Origin of the sequence: Mycobacterium basiliense (assembly GCF_900292015.1) — a bacterium.
Classification (GTDB): domain Bacteria; phylum Actinomycetota; class Actinomycetes; order Mycobacteriales; family Mycobacteriaceae; genus Mycobacterium; species Mycobacterium basiliense.
The window spans coordinates 4,019,138-4,042,244 of record NZ_LR130759.1 but is presented as its reverse complement, the minus strand read 5'-3'; the positions used below and the strand labels follow the sequence as shown (position 1 = coordinate 4,042,244).

Below are 23,107 nucleotides of genomic sequence, written 5' to 3'. Positions count from 1 at the left end.
CATGCGCGAAACCGTGATCTGCGAGCCGGTCCGTACCGCGATCGGTCGCTACGGTGGAATGTTCAAGTCGCAGAGTGCCGTTGACCTTGCCGTCGCCGCACTGCGGGGCCTGCTTGACCGTACGGGTCTGCCGCCCGGCGCGGTCCAGGACGTGATTCTCGGACATTGTTACCCCAGCAGCGAGGCGCCGGCCATCGGACGGGTAGTGGCATTGGATGCTGGCCTGCCGGTGAGTGTTCCGGGTATGCAGGTCGACCGCCGCTGTGGTTCGGGGCTGCAGTCGGTAATTCAAGCGTACTTACAGGTGAGCAGCGGAGATAGCGATCTTGTCATCGCCGGTGGCTGCGAAAGCATGAGCAACGTCCCCTTCTATTCCACCGACATGCGTTGGGGTGGTGCCCGCGGCGGCATCAAGGTGCATGACGGCCTGGCTCGGGGCCGCACCACCGCCGGTGGCCGGCACTACCCGGTGCCGGGCGGAATGCTCGAAACCGCGGAGAACCTGCGTCGCCAGTACGGCATTTCGCGGCAGGAGCAGGATGAGCTCGCCGTGACATCGCATCAGCGCGCCGTTGTTGCGCAAAAGGACGGCGTCTTCGCCGAAGAGATCATCCCCGTGTCGGTGCGCACCCGGCAAGGTGCGGTAGTGATCGATACCGACGAACATCCACGCGCCGACACTTCGGTTGAGTCGTTGGGCAAGCTCAAACCCGTGCTGCTGGAGAGTGATCCGGATTCGACGGTGACGGCGGGCAATGCCAGCGGGCAGAACGACGCGGCATCCATGTGCGTGGTGACCACGCCCGACAAGGCCGCCGACTACGGTTTGACGCCGTTCGTCCGACTGCTGTCATGGGGGCTTGCCGGTGTGCCACCCGACATCATGGGCATCGGGCCTGTTTTTGCTACCGAGACCGCGCTCGACAAGGCGGGCCTACGCTTGGCCGACATCGACATCATTGAACTCAACGAGGCCTTTGCCGCGCAGGCGCTCGCCGTGATGCGGGAATGGAATTTCGGTGCCACCGACCGGTCCCGGACCAACGTGCACGGCTCCGGAATTTCGCTAGGTCATCCGGTCGGCGCGACCGGCGGCAGAATGCTGGCCACACTGGCACGTGAACTCACTCGCCGCCAAGCACGCTACGGGCTGCAAACCATGTGCATCGGCGGCGGCCAGGGCCTGGCCGCGGTCTTTGAGCGGGTCGGGTAAACGTGCACAATCTGCCGCTCAGTGGTGTCAGTGTTGTCGAGGTGTCCAGTTTTGTCGCCGCACCGTTGTGCGGCATGACGCTCAATCAGCTGGGCGCGCGAGTCACCCGCATCGACCCGATCGGCGGGGCGTCGGACATACACCGCTGGCCGCTGACGGCAACTGGCGCGTCGGTCTACTGGACCGGGCTCAATAAGGGGAAGCGCTCGGCCACCATCGATCTGCGCTCGGCAGATGGACAGGAGCTGGTCCGGCGGCTGGTCATTGAGGGCGATGGCATTGTCGTGACCAACGCAAGCCTGTCTTGGCTCAGCTATGAGCTGTTGGCCGCCAAGCGCCCCGACGTGATCCACCTGCAGCTGCTTGGACGTGCAGACGGGTCCACCGGAGTGGATTACACGGTCAACGCGGCCATCGGCTTCCCGCTCGTCACCGGGCCGGTAGGGCACGCCGGTCCGATAAATCATGTGCTGCCGGCCTGGGACGTCTGCTGCGGTCTGTACGCCGCGCTCGCCGTTGTCGCCGCCGTTCGAAGACGTGACCAATCCGGGGCGGGCGCGCGCATTTCCCTTGCGCTGGAAGATGTCGCGCTGGCGACGGCGGGAAATCTGGGGCTGTTGACCGAGCCCCAGGTGAACGGGACACAACGCCCGCGGCTGGGCAACGCGATCTACGGCCAATACGGGCGGGACTTCACCAGTAGCGACGGGGAAGTGTTCATGGTTGTCACGCTGACCGGACGCCACTTTCGCGACTTGGTTGACGCGACGGGCACTGGGCCCGCGGTCTCAGCGCTGGCGGGGGCCCTCGGTGTCGACTTCCACGACGAGGGCGACCGCTACCGCTACCGCGATGTGCTTTCGGGTCTTTTTGCCGTGTGGTTCGGCGCACATACCGCGGACGAAATCGATGCGGCGCTGTCGGCTACCACGGTGCTATTTGAGCGTTACCGCACGTTCGCTCAGGTAGCCAACGGGCCGAAAGTAACTGCCAATGCGTTGTTTTCCCGGTTGCAGCAGCCTGGTGTCGGCGAATACTTTGCCCCCGCCCTGCCGGCTGCTTTCGACGGCCGTCACCCGACTAGTGCGCCGGCTCCGGCATTGGGAGGTGACACCGCCGACGTCCTGACCGAGTGTCTGAACTTGACCTCCGCCGACATCGCGCGTTTGACAACGGCTCAAACGATCTGGTGTCCAGAAGGCGTGAAAGGAGAGGCGGCGCATGACTAGGCTCGCCCAGACGCTCGGCCTGACCGAATTCCAAACCGAAATCCTAGCGGCGGTACGGCAATTCGTTGAAAAGCAAGTCATCCCCAACGCGCCGGAACTTGAACGCTCCGACACCTATCCGCAAGCCATCGTGGACCAGATGCGGGCCATGGGCTTGTTCGGCCTGATGATTCCCGAAGAGCATGGCGGGCTGGGGGAGTCGCTGCTGACCTACGCGCTGTGCGTCGAGGAGCTGGCCCGTGGCTGGATGAGTGTATCCGGTGTGCTCAACACTCACTTCATCGTGGCGTATATGCTGCGCCAGCACGGCACCGAGGCGCAACAGCGGCGGTTCTTGCCTCGGATGGCGACGGGCGAATCGCGTGGTGCCTTTTCGATGTCGGAGCCAGAGCTGGGCTCCGATGTCGCAGCGATCCGCACCCGTGCGCAACATAATTCGGACGGCACCTACACCATCGACGGCCAGAAGATGTGGTTGACCAACGGCGCAAGCTCGACCTTGGTCGCCGTGCTGGTGCGCACCGACAACGACGGCGCCGACGACCCGCACCGTAACTTGACGGCGTTCCTGGTCGAGAAGCCTGTCGGCTTCGGCAAAGTGGCGCCGGGTCTACTGATTCCCGGAAAGATCGACAAGCTGGGCTACAAGGGTATCGACACCACAGAACTGATCTTCGATGGCTACCGGACAGCGGCCGAGAACATCCTTGGCGGGGCTTTGGGGCGAGGCTTCTATCAGATGATGGATGGCATCGAAGTCGGGCGAGTCAACGTGGCCGCGCGCGCCTGCGGCGTCGGTATCCGGGCCTTCGAGTTAGCGATTCGCTATGCGCAGCAACGCCACACATTCGGCAAGCCGATCGCCGGACACCAAGCCATCTCGTTCGAACTTGCGGAGATGGCGACCAAGATTGAGGCGGCACACTTGATGATGGTCAATGCCGCGCGGTTGAAGGACTCCGGCGAGCGCAACGACGTCGCCGCCGGAATGGCCAAGTACCTTGCCAGTGAATATTGTTCAGAGGTAACGCAACAGAGCTTCCGCATCCATGGAGGCTATGGATACTCCAAGGAATACGAGATTGAACGGCTGATGAGGGATGCACCATTCCTGCTCATCGGTGAGGGGACCAGCGAAATTCAGAAGTCGATCATCAGCAAGCGGCTGCTTGCCGCGTACCGGATGTGAACCAATGATTGTCCCGGATTTCGCCGCACGGCCCCAACTTTCCGAAGGGGTGGCTCGTTTTGTCCGCAAGCGGATCTACGAGGGCAGCTATGCCGCGGGCGAGTACATTCGGCTGGACCAACTGGCGGCAGAGTTGGGCATCAGTGTCACACCGGTACGGGAGGCACTATTTACCCTGTGCGCTGAAGGTTTAGTCGCCCAACAACCCCGCCGCGGATTCGTGGTATTGCCGGTTACCAAAAAAGATCTTGTCGACGTAGCCAACGTTCAGGCCCAGGTCGGCGGCGAGCTGGCGGCCCGGGCAGCGATCAACATCAGCGACGAGCAACTACGGCAGCTCAACACGATCCAGGCCCGGCTCGAGGAAGCCTATGCCGCCGACGACGACGAGATGACGGTGCGGCTCAACCATGAGTTCCATCGGGCCATCAACATTGCTGCAGACTCGCCAAAACTGGCTCAACTGATGTCTCAGATCACCCGATATGCACCCGAATGGGTGTTCCCGACGATTGAGCACTGGCCCGCCCAAGCGGTCAGGGATCATCGGCGAGTGTTATCCGCGCTGAACAAGCGCGATGACAAACTGGCCCGCGCAGCGATGGCTGAACATCTTGCGGCCAGCGCAGTTCCCTTGATCGACCACTTGGTTGCGCGGGGGGTGGTTTCCGAGGCGGGGCCGTCGGACACCGGGATTGGCTCGCCGCGGCGCGGTTAGTGGGGTTTCGCCGAAACGCTCCATCGGGGTCGTTGTTACGCCCCGTCTGGTGACCATCGGCAGCGACGCGCCAGAGATGCGTGCCTCTGCGTTTGCCCATGGATCGGGGCGCCACGTGCTGTTCTGATCACCGCCTGCCGGCGTTCCAAGAATCCATCCAGGATCCGGGGATGCCGTCGGCAAAGCATCTACCCAGACGCCAACGGGCTTGAAAAGGGGACATAGATGCTGACCACGCCGACCACGCACGAGATTCTGACCAGCACCGAAGCCCAGTGGTCAACCATGAGAGCCCGTACCGGCTTGCGATCCACGTCGCTGCTTTCGCGCGCAGGCAGTCACCCCACGAGCAGCCCACCGCAGGTGGGCCCTTCGAGCACGCGTGGCACCGCCACCACAAGACAGCGGCCACGAGGACGGTACGTGGTTGTGGCAGTCGCTGCCATCGTTGCTCTGGCGGTCTTGTCAGGGATCATCGACGCGTGCCTGTCCGGCAGTTTGAGCCCGCGGGGTGCGATCACGTTGGTGGTCTTTCTTGCCGCGGTCTCGATGTGGATCGCGGCGCCGATCAAAGACGCGTATGTGGCGGTTGGGGCGGTGTTGGCCTTGGTCGTGACCGGCGCCATCGATATCGGCGATTTCACCGCAGTGTTGAGCCAGGATCTCATCTGGCTGCTGGTTGGCGCCTTCGTCATCGCCGCGGCGGTCACCGCGACGGGGCTGCCGGGCAGGACGGCCGCCCGGCTGGTGGCACTGGCACACACCCCTCGCCAACTCGTACACCTGGTCACGGCAGCACTGGTGGTCGCCACGTTCGCCATTCCGGCCACCTCCGGCCGTGCAGTGCTCGCCCTACCCGTATTCCTGGGCCTCGCCGCGGCATTGTCGGATCGAAAGCGACTGGTGCGTTGTCTGGCCATCGTGATCCCGACGGTCATTCTGCTGTCGGCCATCGCCTCTCCGTTCGGTGCCGGAGCCCATTTGGTGACCAACCAGATCCTGGCTCAAACGGTCGGTGAGAGCATCAGCTTTGTCCAGTGGATCGTTGTCGGCCTGCCGTTGGCGGTGGTGTGGTCACATCTTGCGGCCGAGATCATCCTGCTGCTCTTCACCCGTGCTGAGGACCGGCGGACGCGCATCAGCGTGCCGGTAGGCGCGCTGGCTGCTGGCCAATCAAGCACCGCCGGTGGGCAACTCGGCCCGCCGCAACGTCGAGTGCTCGTCCTGCTCGGAATCGTAATCGCCGGCTGGTGCACCGAGCCGATTCACCACATCGCCCCAGCTGTCATCGCTGTGGTCGGGGCGCTGATCACCGTGGTACCGCGGTTCGGCACCACATCGATGTCGGACGCGCTGAAGACACTGCCGTGGTCGCTGTTGATCTTCATGGTTGCCACGTTGGCATTGGGATCCGCCGTGACAGACAGCGGAGCGGCGGGATGGCTGGCACAAGCCGCCTTCCGTCCGTGCGGTCTCTTAGGGACTTGGGCCACAGACGGTTTCGTGATTGCTCTGATCATCGTTTCGATCGGCGCCCATCTGGTCCTGCAATCGCGCTCGGCACGATCAGCGGTGCTGATCCCGATTATCGTCACCATCGCACCGATGGCGGGCATCGCGCCGGTTGCCGCCGCGTTCATCTCGACGGCCGCAGCCGGGTTTTGCCTGACACTGACCAGCTCGGCAAAACCGGTCGCGATGTTCGCCGCAACCGACGAAATCCCCGGCTATACCAGCAGGGACCTGCTTCGGGTATCGGCCGTGCTTGCACCCGTATCGGCAATCTTGCTCGCATTCTTCGCCTTTCAGGTGTGGCCGGCTCTCGGCCTCTCCCTGTTTGGGTGACCGCCAAGCTGGCACACCGATTCGAACATAGGAGTGACAATGTTGATGTCCATGCCACAACGAATCCTCATCGCCCCCAGCGGATTCAAGGAGAGCCTATCCGCAGAGGACGTCGCCGATGCGATCGCTGCCGGGGTGCGGCGGGCGCTGCCCGGTGTAGCGATAGACATGGCGCCGATCCCCGACGGCGGCGAGGGCACCGCGTACACCCTCGCGATGGCAACCACCGGGCAGCTGGTGCGGGTCCGGGTCCATGGACCGGCCGGAGGTACCGTCGACGCGCACTACGCGCGTCTTGGTGGGGCCGCATCCGGCACCGCGGTGATCGAGATGGCAGCTGCCGCAGGGCTGTCCTTGGTTCCCCGGGATCGTCGCGACCCGTGTGCTACGACCACCTACGGCGTCGGACAACTCATTGCCGCGGCCCTCGACGACGGTGCCGAGCGCATCATCGTGGGTTGCGGCGATTCCGGTACCTGCGACGGCGGCGCCGGCGCGCTGCAGGCGTTGGGAGCTCGGGTGCTGGACTCCACCGGCGCCGATCTCCCGCCGGGCGGGCGTCATCTCGCGCGGGCAGCGTTTTTGGACCTCAGTGGATTGCATCCCCGGCTCGCCGACGTCGACATCGTGCTGGCCTGCAATCCAAATAACGTGCTGTGCGGCGAGAAGGGCGTTGCTCCGGTCTTCGCCAGACAGAAGGGCGCGACCGACGAAGACGTCGAGGTGCTTTCCCATGCCCTGAAGAATTGGGCCACGATCCTCGAGCGCGATGGCAATCCGGTCGCCGACGTGCGGACCGGCCTCGGGACCGGAGCCTCCGGCGGACTGGGCGCCGGACTCGCAGCCGGGATCGGCGCCACACTGCTGTCACGATTCGACGCCTTGCTCGACTCCGGTTTGTGCGGTATCGACCTCGACACCAGGATCGGCCAAGCGGACCTCGTCATCACCGCCGAAGGCTCGATTGACTTCCAGACACCCCGGGGCAAGGTGCCCGCCGAGGTTGCCCGGCGCGCCACCGATGCGGGGGTGCCGGTGATTGCGCTGGCCGGATCGATTGGCCGGGGCGCGGCGGCGGTACACGATGCCGGGATCGACGCGATGGCCTCGATCGTCGCGGCGCCGATGTCGTTGGCCGACGCTGTCGCCAACGGTTGGCGGTTGCTGTCCGACGCGGCCGAACAGACGATGCGAATGATCCTCATTGGCGCATCGGTCGCCAGCCGACAGAACGGGAGGCAGGCGGTGGCCGTTGGGGGCTGAGCCGCAGCGCTTCGTTCGCGATCTCCAGGCACCATCTTGCTGCCGGGCGCGCAGTCTTCAATTTATCGTCCAGTGCGGCTTCTCTGTAATTCACGTCCACCACTGTCACCGGGTTGCGGACAACATTAGTCGCAACTAAATCCGGCGCTACGGCGACTAGAGAGTGTTCGGCGTCCGGCCGGTTTCATAGACAATTCCTATTTTCGACGGTAAATGTGCCGCACCATTACCGTTGTGTCGCCTTGGTGCTGGAAACAGCTAGGGTTGCCCATTTTGCCCGCTGGCACCGAACAGCAACCCTCCTGTCCCGCCGCGGCCAGACTGACCCGGGGGTGTGCTGAATCCACCGTTGCCGCCGTTGGCTCCATTGCCCATCCATCCGGCGTTGCCGCCGGCGCCGCCAGAGCCACCATTGGTGGGACCGTCGGCGCCAGCACCACCGGCACCGCCGCCACCGAACAGCAGGCCAGCTTGGCCCCCGGCGCCGCCGCCACCGCTGGCGCCTGCGCTGAGCCCTCCGGCCCCGCCGACTCCGCCCAAGCCCACAAGGCCCCCGGCACCGCCGGCCCCACCGGCACCGCCGGTGACGAAACCGCCGAGTCCGCCACTGGCACCCGCACCGCCGATGGAGAACAACAGTCCGGCATTACCCCCGTTGCCCCCGGCCCCTCCGGTGGACTGGAGGGTCGCCGCACCGACTCCGCCCGACCCGCCAGCACCGAACAGCAAGCCGCCATTGCCGCCGTTGCCGCCGGCACCCCCGTTGGTGCCGCCGTTGCCGCCGCCTCCCCCGGCCCCGCCGGAACCGAACAGGGGACCGCCGTCGCCGCCGCCACCCCCAGCGCCGCCGGTGATATGGCCGGTTCCGCCGTTGCCGCCATTGCCGGCACCAGCGCCAAACAATCCGCCGAGCAAACCGGCGGTACCGCCGCTACCGCCGTTGCCGCCGACACCACCATCGGCGATCTCCAGGCTCTGGCCACCGGTCCCGCCGTTGCCGCCGCCGCCCAAAAGCCCGCCGGTTCCACCAGCCCCACCGACGCCGCCCACACCCGTCGAAGAGTTCCCACCGGCTCCACCTGCCCCGCCGCTGCCCAAGAGCAGCCCCGCGGCGCCGCCGGTCCCGCCGACCCCACCGGTTCCGGTCGGGGAGCTACCGCCCGCTCCGCCGGCCCCGCCGGTACCTATCAGTCCGGCAGCTCCGCCCGCGCCGCCGGACATGGCGCTGCCAGCAGCGGCGGAGCCGCCGGCACCGCCGTCGCCCAGCAAGATCCCGCCGAGCGCGCCGCCAGCCCCGCTGCCCGCCACCCCGTTGACGCCATTGCCAATCAGCGGGCGCCCGAGCAGTGTCTGAGTAGGGGCGTTGATCGCATCGAGCACCGCCTGCCTCATGGGCGGCAAGGGCGCAGCGGCGGTGGAACCATTGGCGCCGTTGGCGCCCAACACGCTCCCGGCGGAGCCACCCACACCGTCATTGCCCAGGAGCGCGCCCAGTCCGCCGTTGCCCCCATTACCGCCGTTGCCGACCCCTAGCGCACTGCCGCCCGCTCCACCGGCACCGCCGAAGTGGGCGACGGTCATTGAGCCCTGGCCGCCGGTTCCGCCGCCACCACCATTGCCGAACAGCAGGCCCCCTCTACCGCCAATGCCCCCGGCGCCGCCATTGCTCTGGATGCTGACTCCGCCGTTGCCGCCGGCCCCGCCGAAGCCGAAGAGGCCCGCCTTGCCGCCGTTGCCACCGATCCCGCCGTCAAAAGTGGAGTTCGTGCCGCCGGCCCCGCCGGCCCCGCCGTTGCCGAACAGCAGACCGGCGTTGCCGCCAACACCGCCTGCCGCACCGACTCCGCCACCGAACCCGCCTTCGCCGCCAGCTCCGCCCGCGCCGAACAGCATGCCGGCGGTTCCCCCCGCCCCGCCCATCCCGCCAGCGCCGGTGTACGCGGCCCCACCGGCCCCGCCCGCGCCACCAGCGGGGCCGAGGATCCCTCCGGTCCCGCCTGCTCCACCTGCCCCACCGTCAAAGCCCAGTCCACCGGAGCCGCCGTTGCCGCCCGCGCCGAACAACCCGCCGGCGCCACCAATGCCGCCGCCCCCGCCGCTACCGAGGGCGCTAAACCCGCCGACGCCACCGTTTCCGCCGGCGCCGAGCAGTCCACCCGCCCCGCCGGCACCGCCCGCCCCTCCGGAGTTGACGCTAAGGCCGCCCGCCCCGCCGAGTCCGCCATTGCCCCACAGCAGCCCACCAGCACCGCCCGCCCCACCGGCACCGGCGCCTCCACTGGAACCCTCGGTCCCACCCGCTCCACCGGCCCCGCCTGTACCGATCAATCCGGCTGCACCGCCGTTACCGCCGGGCTGGTCCGCGGCGCCGGAGCCGCCGGCACCGCCGTCGCCGAGCAGCCATCCACCCGGCGCGCCATCTTGCCCCGTATTCGGGGCCCCATTGGCGCCGTTGCCGATCAACGGACGTCCGGTCAGCGCCTGGATGGGCCCGTTGATCGCATCCAGCACTCCCTGTTGCGCAACGTGCAGTGGCGAGGCGTTGGCGACCTCGGCGCTTGCGTAGACAGCGCTGGCCGCCTTCAACGCCTGCACAAATTGGTGGTGGAAGCGCCCCGCCTGCGCGCTCAGCGATTGGTAGCTCTGGGCATGCACGCCGAACAATGCCGCCACGGCGCTCGACACCTCGTCGGCGCCGGCGGCCAAGATCCCCGTGGTGGCAATCCTTGCCGCCGCATTGGCCTGGCTGATCGCCGAACCGATGCCGGCCAAATCCGTCGCCGCTGCTGCTTGGATTTCGGGCCGTGCAAATAAAAATGACATGGCGAATCCCCTCATTTTGCGCGCGTTGAAGTGATGAACGAATCGTGACGGTAGTGAAAGTACAAGCAGATCTGTGGCTATAGCTATAGCATCCAAATGGATATCTTCATAGCGCCGCATCCCGGAACTGTGATCGAACCGTTATCAATGATCTTCGCGATGTAAAAACCTTTTACAATGGCGCTCCACGCCAGGTCAACTAATTGCATTGTCAACAAAGCATGCGGGTACCGTGGGTGTTCTGAGAGACCGTTTGGTGATCGATTCGAAGCGGGCGCACCCGCGACAACCTCGAGCGATTTCCCACCGGGATCGGTGACGCACAGACCGTCATGATGCGTCGGCCAGCATTTCTCGAAGGCGCCGGGTATCAACCTTGCCGGTAGAACCGCGCGGAATGTCGTCGTCGGAATCCAACAGCAGCCACACCGTCGGCACCTTGAATGCGCTCAGCAGTTGGCGGCTGGCAGTGGTCAGGCTTTCGACGGTCAACGCGCGTCTTGGGCACACGACCGCCGCTCCCACCTCTTCTCCTCGAGCGCTGGACACGTTGGTGACGAAGGCGCCGTCGACGCCGTCAATGGTCCGCAAGGCACGTTCCACCTCGCCTGGGTAGACGCTGGCCCCGCTGACTTTGAACATGTCGTCGGACCTGCCGTGGTAGAACAGGTAGCCGTCCCGGTCCAGGTGGCCGAGGTCGCCGGTGGGGTAGAAGCCGTCGGCGGTGAACACGTCTTCGCGGCTTCGGCCGTAGATGCCGCGCAACGTGTGCGGACCCCGGATTTGGATCATGCCAACGGTTCCCGCTGGCACCCCCACGCCCGTGTCCTTCCCTACGATGCGGACTTCCACGCCGGGAAATGGCTTTCCGCAACTACCCCATGCGGACCGTGGCAGGTCGGTGTCTGCCGCGTAGCCGCAGTACGGTCCGAATGCCTCCGTCATGCCGAACAGCGTGGCCCGCGCCCCCGGCCGAGCCCGCAGCTCGGATGGCAGCAGGGCGTCCAAGCTGCCGGGCCGGAGGGCCGAGAGGTCTACATTGGCTCTGCCCGGGTGTCGGGCCAGTGTTTCGGCCTGATCGGGCCAGCCGCGAAATAGCGTGACCCGCTCGGCTTCCAGCAGGCGCAGGGTGGTGTCGGGCCGCGGGCTTTCCTCGGTCACCAGCGTGGCGCCGGCCGACAGAACTGACAGGATCCCGCCGCCCAAGCCGCCCACCCAGAAAAAGGGCATCGGCAGATACAGACGGGTGGCAGAGGTGATGCAGCGGGCGTGCAGTCCCGATCGCACCGCACCCAATGCGCTGCCGTGGGAGTGCACGACTCCCTTCGGTGCTCCGCTGCTGCCAGAAGTGAACATGATGACGAACGGGTCCGCGGCAGTGACCGTCTCGGCCATCGGCGCAACCATCCGCCGGTACCGAACGCCGGGATCGGTGGCGGTGAGCCGGTCAGCTGTCCAAACCTGCTGCAAGGCTGGAAGTTCGGATCGCGGCATCGCATCGAGCTCATCGAGGTAACAGTGGCCGCGGAACTCCGGCACGCTCACCAAGAACTGCACCGCTGCGGTGCGCAGCTGGGTGAGCAGCTCGCTGGCACGCAACAGCGTGCTTAGCGGAACCAAAATCGCACCGATGCGTGTCACCGCGATGGCGATCTGCACCCAGCGGGTGCAGTTGGGCATGATCAGACCGACGCGGCTGCCCTTACAGACGCCGGCAGCCACCAGCGTTGCGGCTAAATCGGCTGTCGTCTTTTCGAGTTCGCGATAGCTGATCCGAGAATTCGGATCGATCACCATGGGATTGGTGCCGTCGGTGGCGGCGCGAAACCGCACCAAACCGTCAATGGTTCGTACGAGCTCAACCATCGAACAGAGTCTTCAATTGTTGTGTATCGATTTTGCCGCTGGCCAGGAGCGGGAGCTCGGTACGTGGCAGAGCGGCAAAGCGTTTGGGGATCTTATAGGCGGACAACTCGCTTTTGAGGCGCTCGCGCAGCACCGTTTCGTCGAGTCTGTCGACACCGTCGGGCAGGATGATGACCGCGGCCACCAGCGCCCCGCGCCGAGCATCGGGGAGCCCCACGACGTGCGCCTCCAGGCCGAGCCCGGCGATCGCGGTTTCGACTTCGGTGGCCGATACGTTGGCGCCTGCCGTCTTGATCATCGAGCCGCGCCGGCCGACGAAATAGAAAAAGCCGTCGTCGTCGGCGCGCACCAAATCACCGGTGTGGAACCAGCCATTGGCGTCGAAGACCTCTTCGCGGCAGCGCTTGTAGTAGCCCTGCATTACGAACGGTCCGTGGATCCAAAGCTCGCCGGTCTCGCCGACGCCGACAACCCGGGCGGTGTCGGGCTCGACGATCATGGTGTCGAATTCGGGTGCGGGCTTTCCAAACGACCCGCGTCGACTCTCCGGCTGGTCAGTTTCGTCTCCGCTGAGCAGTACGACGCTGCCCGCTTCGGTCATGCCGAGCATGTTGTGCCGCAGCCGCGGATCGGCCGGTCGTGTGTCGGGTGCCATGATCGGATACAGGTTGCCCCGGCGCGCCGACGAAAAGTTCCGTTCCGGGTAGCTGGGATGATTGGCCAGATGCGCGATCCCAGCCACGAAACCGTTAGTGATCGTCGGCTTTTCGGCTTCCAGTAGATCAAGTGTCGCCTCGGCTGCGCTCGCGTTGGAACACACCAGCGTCGAACCAGCAACCAGCGTGGCTAGCAGCCCGAACGCGAAGCCGCCGATCCAGAAAAACGGCGAATTGCAGAACAGCTTGTCTTCGGCGGTCAAACGCCGAATCATGTTGAGGTTCTGCTGATGTCCAAGCAGGCCGGCATGGGTATGCACCACTCCCTTGGGGGCGTTTGTGGAGCCCGAAGTGTAAACGATGGCCAATGGGTCACAGCCGTTGACATCGTCCTCAAACGCGCGCAGGAGCACGGGATCGACCGTGTCGGCGACCCGGTACATCTGTTCGATGTCGCGGACCCCCCGCGTCGCGCCGGCGTCATCGCCGATCCCGATGTGGCGTAGCTGGGGTACGGCGCTCGAGAGGAGCGGGCCCTCGCCCTCGAACTGGACATCGGCAAGTATCTGGGCCAGCGTTTGTACATAGTCGTGTGAGCGGAACGATGCCGCGCACAACAGGATCTGGACGTCGCTATCGACCAGCTGTTGGCGCAACTCGCGGGCGGTGACGAACGTGGAAATGGCAATGACCACCGCTCCGAGTCGGGCCGCAGCCAGCATCCCCACCACAAACTCGGCGCCGTTCGGATGGAGCAGGCCGACATGGGTGCCCTTCCCGGCGCCCAGCGCGATCAGACCACGGGCGAGCTTCGCTGAACGCCGATCGGCCTCGGCGTAGCTGATGCGTTCATCGTCGCTAATCAGCAGCGGATGGTCTGGTCGCGTACGGACTTGGCCGCGTAGCACCTCCGGGAGCGTGGGCGAGTTAGCGGGCATGGTCACCGTCGACCGCCGCTGCACTGAAGTAGCGTGCGATCGCCCCCAGATCCGGCTTGCCCGAGTCGGTTCGAGGGATCGCAGCGACGATCGCAATCGCGGTGGGGATCTCGTAGCCGGCCAGGCGGGTCCGTAGATACACCATGAGCTCGGTCGCGTCGGCGAAGGTGGACTCCCGAAGTTCCACCATCGCCACCGGTGTTTCGCCCAGCCGCTCGTCGTGACGGCCAACCACCGCCGCGCCGGCCACAGCCGGATGAGTTTCTAGCGCCGTGCGGACGTCATCGGGCATGACCTTGAACCCGCCCCGAATGATCGCTTGATCGGCCCGACCGACGATCCAGACAAAACCGTCCTCGTCGATGCGCGCCAGGTCGGTGGTTCGCATCCACTGCGCCTCGGGGCCCAGCTGTCCTGGCTTGACTTCGAGCAGACCGACCCGATCCCGACCCAGCGAGGCGCCCTCACTATCGACCACCCGAAGTTGGGTGCCGGGGTTGGCCCGGCCGACGCTGCCGCGTTTGGTTGACCAGTGCTGCTGGAAGTCGGCAAGATTCCACCCGGCGACTCCGCCGCCGAATTCTGTCGCCGCATAGGATGTCAAGACGGGTATTCCATACTTTTCGGCAAAGGCGTCGGCGTCATCTGCCGATAGTGGCGCGGTGCCGCAGGTGACCGCTCGAATGCCAGCCAGGTCGGCTCGGGTGAGATCGGAGCGCAACACGGTCCGTAAAGCGGCCGGCACCAGCGATACCGTTCGAGGTCGGTGTCTGCGTACTGCGGCTACCCAGGTATCGAGTTCGAATCGTTCCAGCAGCACAAAAGATCGTGCTTGGGTGACGCATTGCAGTACCCGAAATACGCCGCCGATGTGCACCAGCGGAGAGTTGATGATCGCGACGCCCCGTGGTGGTTTCGTGGGCCTCTGAGCGCTCTCCGGTGCGGGCCCCATGACGCTGCGGGCCAGCATGTCGTAGCTCAGGTCGACGCGTTTGGCTGCACCCGTGGTGCCGCTGGTCAACATCCGAACGGCGATGTTGGATCGAGTATGTCCGGCAAGCTCTGCTCGCGGCCGACCCGGCCGATCGCAAACACCAGAGATCGACATCGTGGTGCCCGAGGAGGCTACCAGCGTGGCGAGGTCCTCGGTCTCGCCGATCACCAGCGGGAGTCCCAACGCGGCAACATCGGCCCTGGCGCGCGCATCACCCCGCGCGGGATTGATGGTAACCACAGTCCCGCCTGCCAGCAGCACGCCAAGCAGAGCAGAAACGTGACCGGGCCTGTTGCGCAACAGCATTCCGACATCCGGGCGCAACTGTTCGGCGACTACCGCGGCGATGCGCCACGCTGCGGCGCCGATCTCGCCCCAGGAAAGCCACCGGCCGTCGTACTCGAGGCCGGGTGTCTGCGGCCGTAGGTCCAATGCATCGTCGATGCGTTGACTCAGTGGGTGAGCCGACATCAGCGGAGCTTTGGCTCGCCAGGGGCATGGGTGCTATCAGGGTGCTGCCGAGCGGCCAGTTCGGTCTTGCCCAACGGGTTGCCCAGCCGGGTGTAGATGAGCCCCTGCTCCAACGCCGCCCGGTAGGGCTTGTCCAGGGACTCCCAGATCGCCTTGACCGTACCCTGGGTGGCCGACGGTGGCTTGGCGGCAATGGCCGCGGCGAGCTCGTGCGCACGATTCCACAGTCGTTCTGGCTCAACCACTTCTGACACCAAGCCAATTCGCAATGCGGTGTTGGAGCCGATACGCTCGTCGTTGCCCATCAGGGCGATGCGCAACGTTTCCCCCAGGCCGATACGCCGCATCAGCCCGACCGGTTCCAACGCACAGACCAGACCCGCCGAAACATGCGAGTCGAAAAACGTCGCGTCGGTCGAGCAGATGACCACGTCGGACTCGTTGATGAAGTAGAACGCGCCCGCGGTGCAAATGCCCTGAACAGCACACACCACTGGCTTCCACATCTTCTGCCATTTCGGGCTCAGCGATTCGCCGGGGTCCTCATGGTTCCAGACATTTTCAGGCTGGCCGTAAGGAGTCTTGATATCGAGGCCGGCGCTGAAGGCCCGACTGCCGGCCGCCCGCAGGACGACCGCGTGCACCGATTCGTCATGCTTGACCAGCTTCCAGGCGGATGCTATTTCCAGACACATGTCGCGGTTGAACGCGTTGAGGTGCTCGGGCCGGTTCAGCGTGATGGTGGCGACGTGGTCGGTGGGGTCGACATCGAGCTGGATGGTCGCAAAGGCGGAAGTCTCACTCATTGACATCGCCACTCCGGTGGCCGTTTCTCGACGAAGGCCCGGGGTCCCTCCGCCGCGTCCTCGGTGCGTAGCACGCGCTCCCGAAAGGCCTCGGCGAGCATCTCGGCCTCGTGCAGCGGCAGATCCCGGCCCTTGAGAATAGCCAGACGGGTACCCCGAACAGCTAGCGGAGCATTGGAATTGACGATTTCTGCGATTTCGTGCGCCCGTTCCAGCAGCCGATCGTGGTCGACTATTTCACTGATCAGGCCGAGGTCGAAGGCGCGTTGTACGCTCATGCGTTCGTGCTTGCCCATTAATGCCATCCGCAGGGCGACCGAGCGGGGCAGTATCCGGGCCAGCCGGACCAACTCCCGTCCGGCGACCAGACCGATGCTGACGTGGGGATCGAAGAAGCTCGCCCGCTCCGACGCTATGACAATATCTGATGTGGTGACCCAGTCCAGACCTGCGCCGCAGCACAACCCGTTCACGGCGGACAACACCGGTTTTGCCATGCTCCGAAACGGGGGGGTGCCCTCCTGTGGGGCCTCCCACTGTTCATAGGTCGACAGATAGGGCCGTTCGTAGATGACCTTGCCGTCGCCGGGTATGGCCTTTACGTCGGCACCCGTGCAGAACGCCCGACCGGTACCGGTGACGATGAGCAGCCAAACCCTGTCGTCGTTCTCAGCCTCGTCGTAGGCCGCGCGCAGCTCGGTGATCATCTGCGGGCTTAGCGCGTTGAGCGCATCGGGTCGATTCAACGTGAGGGTGGCGGTGTGCCCGTCGACCTCGTAGCCGATGGTGTCAAACGACTCGACGTGCATGCTCATCGGCCTTCGAACTTTGCCGCCCGTCGCTGGCGAAAGGCCGCGAGCCCTTCTTTGAAATCACCGGTTCGACAAGATAGTTCGAGGTTGAACAACTCCTGGGTCATCGATTGATTTAACGTTGCATATTGACCGAGGCTCAGGGCCTGTTTGGTCAGACCGAGCGCCACCGTTGGCCCGGCGGCGAGTCGGGTCAACAGCTCGTCAACGGTATCGTCGAGCGCCGCCGCGTCGACGGTTTGATGAATCAATCCCCAGTCGGCCGCCTGGGTGGCGGGTACCCGCTCGCCGAGAAGGAGCATCCGTCGGGCCCGAACCAGACCGACCAGCCGGGGCAGCAGCCAGGTGGAGCCCGAGTCCGGGCTAAACCCACGGTCCACGAATGGTTCCCAGAACACGGCTGCATGCGTGGCCACGGCGAAATCGGCGGCCAACGCCAGGTTGCAACCGATGCCTACAGCCCATCCTTGAACGCTGCAGACCACTGGCAGGTGAATGCCGTGGATGAGCTCGATGACGCGGTGGGCAGCGTGCGGGATCCGCCGCACCAGGTCGCCGGCTCGCGGGCGTCGCTCGTCGGCGCTGTTTGCGGCCAACCAGTCGGCTCCCGCGCAGAAGTCTGCGCCGGCACCACGAATCAGAATTGCGCGCAACGAGTCCTCGGTCGCAGCATCGGCGAGCGTGTCTACCAACGTTTCTATCATCCTCTGGGTCAACGAGTTACGCTGCGAAGGGCGATCGAGCGTGATGCGCAGAACCGCACCGTCCCGGCACGATGTCACTGCACCCTCGGCCCCGGCCGAGTCGGCCTCGAGACTCACCGTCAAATCCGGCCTTTCTCTGCCGATATGGTTACCCATACAGTAGGCAATACGGTTGCTACGCTGTATAAGTTAGCAAGGAATCGTTGCTGACGGAACAGCCGGGTGAAACCCGGTGAAAGAGGGTCGCATGGCTGAAGGCGCACCTCGTGGAGACGCCGGCGTTGCGGGATTCGGCGAGGCCCCACTTGCTCAGACCGTCGCCGCGGCCGGTGCCATTCGCCGGCTGTCCTCGCTGCTGCTGGCGCTGGAACACCCGCACCCGACTGTGGATGTCATGGTCACGCGGTTCGCCGAATGGGAGGAGGACCTAGCGGCGACTGCTCGGCCGGATAGTGTGCCCCGCATGGGTGGGTCCGGTGACGCCACCCGACGTATCTACCTCGACCACGCCACCGATATCGGCGCGTACAATCCCTGCTTCCCCGAGTACCGGTTCGATCAGCTCGACATCGAAAAGGCCTGTGGCCGGGTCACCTTCCCATTGGTCTACGAGGGACCTCCGGGCCTGGTGCACGGAGGCTTTCTCGGCGTATTCTTTGATTGCGTTGTGCAGCACCATAGTTGCGTTAGCGCCCTGTCCGGAAAGACAAGGTCTCTTGCGGTGACGTTCCGTAGGCCGACACCGGTACTGACCGAGCTGCGCTTCGAGATTGTGCGCTCGCAGACGCAACGAGGTGTCAACGCGACCGCGCGGCTGCTGCACGACGACGAAGTGCTCTGCATCGGCGAGGTTGATACTGTGGTCTCACAGCCGGAAGGGCTTGCCCCCTCGCAATTCGCAAGGCGGCGAAAGGAGCCCGACTCATGACCGACCCAGGTACCTCGGACGGTCGCGTGCTTTTGGACGTGGATCCCGACCGCCGAATCGCGACGATAACGTTGAACAATCCGCAACAGCGCAACTCGTATGACGCCGCGATGCGCGATGCGATCGCGTGCTGTTTGGACAGCGTGGCCGACAACGACGACCTCACGGTGGTGCTCTTGCGGGGCGCGGGCGGAGTCTTTAGCACCGGCGCGGACATGAACAACGCGTACCAGTGGTACGGCCGGGAGGCGTCAACGGACCGGCCGCAAGAGTCGGAAGCCCGGCGCCGTCCAAGTCAACGTCGTCGACTTGCCGTGGACCGCAGGGCATTTAGTTTCTACCATAATTTCATGGGCTTTCCGAAAGTGACGGTGGGGGAGATCGCCGGCCACGCGCTGGGCGGTGGCTTCGAGATGGCACTGATGACCGATATCGCGGTCATCGCCCGAGACACAAAGATCGGTATGCCGGCGACGCGTTTCCTGGGGCCGGCACTGGGCAGCCTGCACATGTTTTTCTACCGGCTGGGGCCGGTGTTGGCCCGGCGTCTGCTGCTGACCGGCGACATCATCGCGGCGGGCGACGTAGAGCACCTCGGAATATTCACTGAGACAACGGATCCCGAATCCGTTGCAGCGCGAGCCAGATATTGGGCCGAGAAGGCGGCCAAAATGCCCGCCGACGGAGTCGTCATTGCCAAGGAAGCGTTTCGCTTGGTTGAGCAAACCCAGGCATACCATGGTGAGGAAGTCGCAAGCTACCTGTTCCACGCCTTCGGCACCAACCTGCAGTTCACACCCGGTGAGTTCAACTTCGTCAAGACGCGTGCCGAGCACGGGACTAAAGAGGCTTTCCGGTTGCGCGACGACTATTTTCACGTACCGGAACCAGAGGCTTGATGCCGGTGTGACTAGCGAGTGGCGGGCTTTGCCCGTGTCCGCGAAGTGGCAGATTTGGCCGCCTTGCGTGCTCGCGACGATGCCGACTTGGTTGATTTCGACCGCTGCTCAATCAGTCGGCCGGCATGGTCGAGGATGCAGTTGAGCCCGTATTCAAAGTTGGCTTCATCCGGGGTGGCGATGCGGTGCCCCTTGCCGGTAACTTGCGCAAGCAGTGGGGTGGTTTCGGGGTCGATGTGCATGGCGTCTTCGATTGCACGGGGTCCGTTGTCGGCCGATTGGTTCTTCTCGTAAAGCCGGTGCAGCACCACAGATCCGCGGACGTGAATCGAGACTGCGGCGTAGGTGTCGAAGGCGTCCTCCGGGGATAGGCCTGCCTCCACCAGATTGGCGATTGCTCGCTCCATCTCCTGGGCGCCGAGGCGGGCCGCTCGCGGGCTGAGCGCCGACCGGATCAGAATCAGGTCACACAGTATTGGGTTGCCCATGAAGGTTTTACGCATCAGGCGCGCGTGATTGCGCAACGTCTCCCGCCAGTCGTTGGCCTCCACGTACGGAGTGGCGAAGACGTACTTGCGCAGGGCACGGTCGGTCATCGCGTTGAGCAGATCGTCCTTCTTCCGGAAGTACCAGTAGATGCTGGTGACACCGACGCCAAGGTGTTTGCCCAGCAGCGGCATGCTCAGGTTGTCGATAGATACCTGTTCTGCGAGTTCGAAGGCTCCGGCGATGATGTCGTCAGGGTTGATGGAACCGCGTTCGCGTCGCTGACGCTTGTCGGCGGTCGCCTGCTTTGCCACTACGGGCACCTCCATCAAGATCTGTGCTACGTGTGCGGTCCCGGATAGGTTCGGACCGTCAACCTTACCGGTGGCCATCCAGACGGGCCTGCCCAGCGCTGCGTCGGGGCATCGTTACCTTTGTTACTGTAATACCTATCGTAGGCGTTTTGGTATAACCGGCTGGGCGGGCGAACATGACCGGGCGCAGGTAGCAGTGACAACTGCTGGCGAGGCGCGTGCCTGGGCACCAGGTGCATTGCGGGGTATCGGCGATTCGTTGTACACGCTGTTGTGCGGGGCTGATGGTGACGACATCGACTGGGATGCGTATAGCACCTTGGTTCGCTATTGCGTTAGCGATATGGGGCACCCAATGTTGTGGTGTACCAGTGGCATTGCCGAGTTCTGGTCGTTGACTCTCGACGAGCGGAAGAGCTTGCTCGAAGTCGCGATCGACGAAGGGCGCCGCGCCAATTCCGACGTCATTGTCCAAGCCTGCACCTCGGCCATGACGGCCAACGACTGTCTGGAGTTGACGTTGCACGCCCAGCAGACGAGCGCCGATATCGCCTACCTGCAGACACCGGTGATGGAAGTTCACGGAGGCGAAGGCGTGCTGAGGTTCTGGGTGGCGCGTTCAAGTACGCGGCGTCGTTACTGGGGCTGCCCATCGGGTTATTTCCGCACTCCCGGTCGCCGCAGGCCGAATTACCACCCGAGGCCAAGGCGCAGATCGACAACGCCTACGGCCGTCTCGGGCTTACGATGTGTGACCGAAGAATTGCCCTTCGACGAGGGCGAATTCGCCATCCCTCGCGGCCCGTGCGGCCGTTGTGGAATGCACTACCGATAGGTATACAGTATGTGTTCAGGGGACGCTGTTGTCCGGCAACCAAGGGCAGGGAGATACCGATGAGTACCGCCGAAGCCCAAGACGCGGTGCTCTATGAGGCCACCCCGAGTGGGATCGCAATCATCACGTTCAATCGCCCGGATCGCCTCAACGCTTGGGGGCGCGACATCGCCGCCGGGTTCTACACCGCCATCGATCGCGCAGAACAGGATCCCGGTATCCGGGCGATCGTGCTGACCGGTCGAGGCCGGGGTTTCTGCGCCGGCGCCTATCTAGGTTCGCCGGAATCGGTGGCGGGGTACGGCGCGACCATGGACAAGGCGAAGCAGACCAACCTCGCCGACCTGGTCGGTGACCGTCCGCCCCACTTCGTCACCATGCTCCGCAAACCGGTGATCGCCGCCATCAATGGGTCCTGCGTTGGCATTGGCCTTACCCAGGCGCTGATGTGCGATGTGCGATTCGCGGCCTCCGGCGCCAAGTTCGCCGCGGTGTTCGCCCGCCGCGGACTGATTGCCGAGTTCGGCATTTCTTGGATACTTCCGCGGTTGACCAGCCTGGGTGTCGCCCTTGACCTGCTGCTGAGCGGCCGGACCTTTCTCGCTGACGAGGCGGCCGAATTGGGGCTGGTCAAGGAAGTCGTCGCCCCGGACGAATTGCTGCAGCGCGCTATCGCATACGCAGAAGACGTCGCTCAAAATTGTTCGCCGGCCTCGATGGCGGTGATCAAGCGACAGGTCTATGGTGACGCCACTCGCGATGTCGTGGAAGCCACATCACGCGCCGAAGTTCTCCTGCACGAGGCAATGCCGAGACCGGACGTCATCGAGGGAATCGTGAGCTTCCTGGAAAAACGGCCGCCGGAGTTTCCTTCGCTCTCCGCGTCCGATGCTTGATGCCCCGAAAGGATGAACATGGGTAACTTGAGCTACAAGGCGATCGATGTCGACAACCACTACTACGAACCGCTGGATGCCTTTACCCGGCACTTGGACAAGAAGTTTCGGCGCCGCGGTGTGCAAATGTTTAGTGACGGGCGACACACCCAGGCGATCATCGGTGACCGGGTCAACCGATTCGTTCCCAATCCCACCTTCGATCCGATCATCGTGCCGGGATGCTTGGATCTGCTGTTTCGCGGCGAAATTCCCGAGGGCGTCGATCCGGCATCGTTGATGCAAGTCGAGCAGCTCGAGCTGCGACCGGAATACCAGGACCGGGACGCCCGCGCGGCGGTGATCGACGGCCAGGGCATCGAGACGGCGATCATGTTCCCGACGTTTGGTTGCGGGGTGGAGGAAGCGCTCAAAGACGATGCCGAGGCAACGATGGCATCGCTGCACGCTTTCAATCTGTGGCTGGATGAGGACTGGGGCTTCGATCGAGACGACCACCGGATCCTCGCCGCGCCGATGATTTCCCTCACCGATCCGCAGCGGGCGGTCGAGGAAGTCGACTTTGTGCTCGAACGCGGCGCTCGGTTGGTCCATGTGCGGCCCGCCCCGGTGCCGGGTGTCCCAAAAAACCGATCACTTGGGAATAAGTCAAACGATCCGGTCTGGGCCCGGTTGGCCGAGGCGAATGTGCCGGTGGCCTTCCACCTGGGCGATAGCGGATATCTGAAGATCGCCGGAATGTGGGGCGGCAAGGATACTTTCGAAGCCTTTGCCGCACCCGATCCACTCGACAAGATTCTGGTTGACGACCGCGCCATTCACGACACGATGGCCTCCCTGATTGTGCACGGTGTATTCGATCGCCACCCGAGGCTTCGGGTGGCCAGCATCGAGAACGGTTCAGAATGGGTGCACCGCCTCGCCAAACGGTTGAAGAAGGTGGCTAACCAACAACCTCGTTGGTTTCCCAACGACCCGGTCGACACCTTGCGTCAACACGTCTGGGTGGCGCCCTACTACGAAGAAGACCTTTCGACGCTCGCCGCGCGGATCGGCGTCGACCGCATTATGTTCGGATCCGACTGGCCGCACGGCGAAGGCCTGGAGTCACCACTTTCGTTCACCGGTGAACTATCCGGCTTCAGCGCCGAAGATGTCCGGAAGATAATGCGCGACAATGCATTGGACTTCCTGGGCGCGCATGTCGCTGCGATGGCCTAGG

18 protein-coding genes and 1 pseudogene are annotated in these 23,107 nt (G+C 64.5%); 11 read left to right on the top strand and 8 right to left on the bottom strand.

The genetic code is table 11. The annotated features are described in order from the left end of the window. Position 1 precedes the first annotated feature (1 nt). From MB901379_RS16930 to MB901379_RS16905, 6 genes are all read left to right on the top strand, one after another. Complete coding sequence (locus tag MB901379_RS16930) at positions 2 to 1,213, top strand: acetyl-CoA C-acetyltransferase (protein ID WP_158017681.1); 1,212 nt, start codon at positions 2 to 4, stop codon at positions 1,211 to 1,213. Between the two features lie 2 nt (positions 1,214 to 1,215). Beyond that, on the top strand, positions 1,216 to 2,442 hold the full coding sequence (locus tag MB901379_RS16925) for a CoA transferase (RefSeq protein ID WP_158017680.1): 1,227 nt from the start codon (positions 1,216 to 1,218) through the stop codon (positions 2,440 to 2,442). Next, positions 2,435 to 3,631, top strand: coding sequence for an acyl-CoA dehydrogenase family protein (locus MB901379_RS16920; RefSeq protein WP_158017679.1), 1,197 nt, complete (start codon positions 2,435 to 2,437; stop codon positions 3,629 to 3,631). Before MB901379_RS16925 ends, MB901379_RS16920 begins: the two co-directional genes overlap by 8 nt. Before the next feature lie 4 nt (positions 3,632 to 3,635). Further along, positions 3,636 to 4,349: a GntR family transcriptional regulator gene (locus MB901379_RS16915; RefSeq protein ID WP_158017678.1), complete on the top strand. Its 714-nt coding sequence runs from the start codon at positions 3,636 to 3,638 to the stop codon at positions 4,347 to 4,349. Positions 4,350 to 4,772: 423 nt separating this feature from the next. Continuing rightward, positions 4,773 to 6,194 carry an SLC13 family permease gene (locus MB901379_RS16910; RefSeq protein WP_232021888.1) on the top strand — a complete coding sequence of 474 codons (1,422 nt, stop codon included), beginning with the start codon at positions 4,773 to 4,775 and terminating at the stop codon, positions 6,192 to 6,194. A gap of 39 nt (positions 6,195 to 6,233) precedes the next feature. Beyond that, complete coding sequence (locus MB901379_RS16905; protein ID WP_158017677.1) at positions 6,234 to 7,457, top strand: glycerate kinase family protein; 1,224 nt, start codon at positions 6,234 to 6,236, stop codon at positions 7,455 to 7,457. A 258-nt stretch (positions 7,458 to 7,715) separates the two neighbouring features. On the opposite strand, the gene MB901379_RS16900 is transcribed toward MB901379_RS16905, so the two are convergent. From MB901379_RS16900 to MB901379_RS16870, 7 genes are all read right to left on the bottom strand, one after another. Further along, the gene (locus MB901379_RS16900) at positions 7,716 to 10,280 is read right to left on the bottom strand and encodes a PE family protein (RefSeq protein ID WP_158017676.1); all 2,565 of its coding nucleotides are present in this window, start codon (positions 10,278 to 10,280) and stop codon (positions 7,716 to 7,718) included. A gap of 330 nt (positions 10,281 to 10,610) precedes the next feature. Next, the gene (locus MB901379_RS16895; RefSeq protein WP_158017675.1) at positions 10,611 to 12,146 is read right to left on the bottom strand and encodes a class I adenylate-forming enzyme family protein; all 1,536 of its coding nucleotides are present in this window, start codon (positions 12,144 to 12,146) and stop codon (positions 10,611 to 10,613) included. After that, complete coding sequence (locus MB901379_RS16890; RefSeq protein ID WP_158019262.1) at positions 12,139 to 13,740, bottom strand: class I adenylate-forming enzyme family protein; 1,602 nt, start codon at positions 13,738 to 13,740, stop codon at positions 12,139 to 12,141. Before MB901379_RS16890 ends, MB901379_RS16895 begins: the two co-directional genes overlap by 8 nt. Further along, on the bottom strand, positions 13,730 to 15,205 hold the full coding sequence (locus MB901379_RS16885) for a class I adenylate-forming enzyme family protein (RefSeq protein ID WP_158017674.1): 1,476 nt from the start codon (positions 15,203 to 15,205) through the stop codon (positions 13,730 to 13,732). Before MB901379_RS16885 ends, MB901379_RS16890 begins: the two co-directional genes overlap by 11 nt. Then, positions 15,205 to 16,011, bottom strand: coding sequence for an enoyl-CoA hydratase/isomerase family protein (locus MB901379_RS16880; protein ID WP_174237039.1), 807 nt, complete (start codon positions 16,009 to 16,011; stop codon positions 15,205 to 15,207). The genes MB901379_RS16885 and MB901379_RS16880 overlap by 1 nt, the downstream gene beginning before the upstream one ends. Then, the gene (locus MB901379_RS16875; RefSeq protein ID WP_158019261.1) at positions 16,008 to 16,820 is read right to left on the bottom strand and encodes an enoyl-CoA hydratase/isomerase family protein; all 813 of its coding nucleotides are present in this window, start codon (positions 16,818 to 16,820) and stop codon (positions 16,008 to 16,010) included. The genes MB901379_RS16880 and MB901379_RS16875 overlap by 4 nt, the downstream gene beginning before the upstream one ends. 2 nt (positions 16,821 to 16,822) lie before the next feature. Beyond that, positions 16,823 to 17,644: an enoyl-CoA hydratase-related protein gene (locus MB901379_RS16870; protein WP_158017672.1), complete on the bottom strand. Its 822-nt coding sequence runs from the start codon at positions 17,642 to 17,644 to the stop codon at positions 16,823 to 16,825. A 130-nt stretch (positions 17,645 to 17,774) separates the two neighbouring features. Here MB901379_RS16870 and MB901379_RS16865 point away from each other — a divergent pair, with 130 nt between their 5' ends. Both MB901379_RS16865 and MB901379_RS16860 read left to right on the top strand, forming a co-directional pair. Then, positions 17,775 to 18,455, top strand: a complete 681-nt coding sequence (locus MB901379_RS16865; protein WP_158017671.1) for a hotdog family protein — start codon at positions 17,775 to 17,777, stop codon at positions 18,453 to 18,455. Next, positions 18,452 to 19,354 carry an enoyl-CoA hydratase/isomerase family protein gene (locus tag MB901379_RS16860; protein ID WP_158017670.1) on the top strand — a complete coding sequence of 301 codons (903 nt, stop codon included), beginning with the start codon at positions 18,452 to 18,454 and terminating at the stop codon, positions 19,352 to 19,354. The genes MB901379_RS16865 and MB901379_RS16860 overlap by 4 nt, the downstream gene beginning before the upstream one ends. Positions 19,355 to 19,365: 11 nt before the next feature. Here the strand turns inward: MB901379_RS16860 and MB901379_RS16855 are convergent, their stop codons facing one another. Then, positions 19,366 to 20,169: a TetR/AcrR family transcriptional regulator gene (locus MB901379_RS16855; protein WP_158019260.1), complete on the bottom strand. Its 804-nt coding sequence runs from the start codon at positions 20,167 to 20,169 to the stop codon at positions 19,366 to 19,368. Between the two features lie 181 nt (positions 20,170 to 20,350). Here MB901379_RS16855 and MB901379_RS16850 point away from each other — a divergent pair. From MB901379_RS16850 to MB901379_RS16840, 3 genes and pseudogenes are all read left to right on the top strand, one after another. Then, positions 20,351 to 20,860 (top strand): annotated as a pseudogene (locus MB901379_RS16850) (dihydrodipicolinate synthase family protein); the annotation flags it as partial. Positions 20,861 to 21,048: 188 nt separating this feature from the next. Then, complete coding sequence (locus MB901379_RS16845; RefSeq protein WP_158019259.1) at positions 21,049 to 21,885, top strand: enoyl-CoA hydratase; 837 nt, start codon at positions 21,049 to 21,051, stop codon at positions 21,883 to 21,885. An 18-nt stretch (positions 21,886 to 21,903) separates the two neighbouring features. Beyond that, positions 21,904 to 23,106 carry an amidohydrolase family protein gene (locus MB901379_RS16840; protein WP_158017669.1) on the top strand — a complete coding sequence of 401 codons (1,203 nt, stop codon included), beginning with the start codon at positions 21,904 to 21,906 and terminating at the stop codon, positions 23,104 to 23,106. Position 23,107: the final 1 nt, after the last annotated feature.

Excerpts from the sequence above, each read along its gene's own strand:
- MB901379_RS16930 (WP_158017681.1), top strand. The coding sequence starts at position 2 with ATGCGCGAAACCGTGATCTGCGAGCCGGTCCGTACCGCGATCGGTCGC.
- MB901379_RS16920 (WP_158017679.1), top strand. The coding sequence starts at position 2,435 with ATGACTAGGCTCGCCCAGACGCTCGGCCTGACCGAATTCCAAACCGAA.
- MB901379_RS16915 (WP_158017678.1), top strand. The coding sequence starts at position 3,636 with ATGATTGTCCCGGATTTCGCCGCACGGCCCCAACTTTCCGAAGGGGTG.
- MB901379_RS16905 (WP_158017677.1), top strand. The coding sequence starts at position 6,234 with ATGTTGATGTCCATGCCACAACGAATCCTCATCGCCCCCAGCGGATTC.
- MB901379_RS16900 (WP_158017676.1), bottom strand. The coding sequence starts at position 10,280 with ATGTCATTTTTATTTGCACGGCCCGAAATCCAAGCAGCAGCGGCGACG.
- MB901379_RS16895 (WP_158017675.1), bottom strand. The coding sequence starts at position 12,146 with ATGGTTGAGCTCGTACGAACCATTGACGGTTTGGTGCGGTTTCGCGCC.
- MB901379_RS16890 (WP_158019262.1), bottom strand. The coding sequence starts at position 13,740 with ATGCCCGCTAACTCGCCCACGCTCCCGGAGGTGCTACGCGGCCAAGTC.
- MB901379_RS16885 (WP_158017674.1), bottom strand. The coding sequence starts at position 15,205 with ATGTCGGCTCACCCACTGAGTCAACGCATCGACGATGCATTGGACCTA.
- MB901379_RS16880 (WP_174237039.1), bottom strand. The coding sequence starts at position 16,011 with ATGAGTGAGACTTCCGCCTTTGCGACCATCCAGCTCGATGTCGACCCC.
- MB901379_RS16875 (WP_158019261.1), bottom strand. The coding sequence starts at position 16,820 with ATGCACGTCGAGTCGTTTGACACCATCGGCTACGAGGTCGACGGGCAC.
- MB901379_RS16865 (WP_158017671.1), top strand. The coding sequence starts at position 17,775 with ATGGCTGAAGGCGCACCTCGTGGAGACGCCGGCGTTGCGGGATTCGGC.
- MB901379_RS16860 (WP_158017670.1), top strand. The coding sequence starts at position 18,452 with ATGACCGACCCAGGTACCTCGGACGGTCGCGTGCTTTTGGACGTGGAT.
- MB901379_RS16855 (WP_158019260.1), bottom strand. The coding sequence starts at position 20,169 with ATGGAGGTGCCCGTAGTGGCAAAGCAGGCGACCGCCGACAAGCGTCAG.
- MB901379_RS16845 (WP_158019259.1), top strand. The coding sequence starts at position 21,049 with ATGAGTACCGCCGAAGCCCAAGACGCGGTGCTCTATGAGGCCACCCCG.
- MB901379_RS16840 (WP_158017669.1), top strand. The coding sequence starts at position 21,904 with ATGGGTAACTTGAGCTACAAGGCGATCGATGTCGACAACCACTACTAC.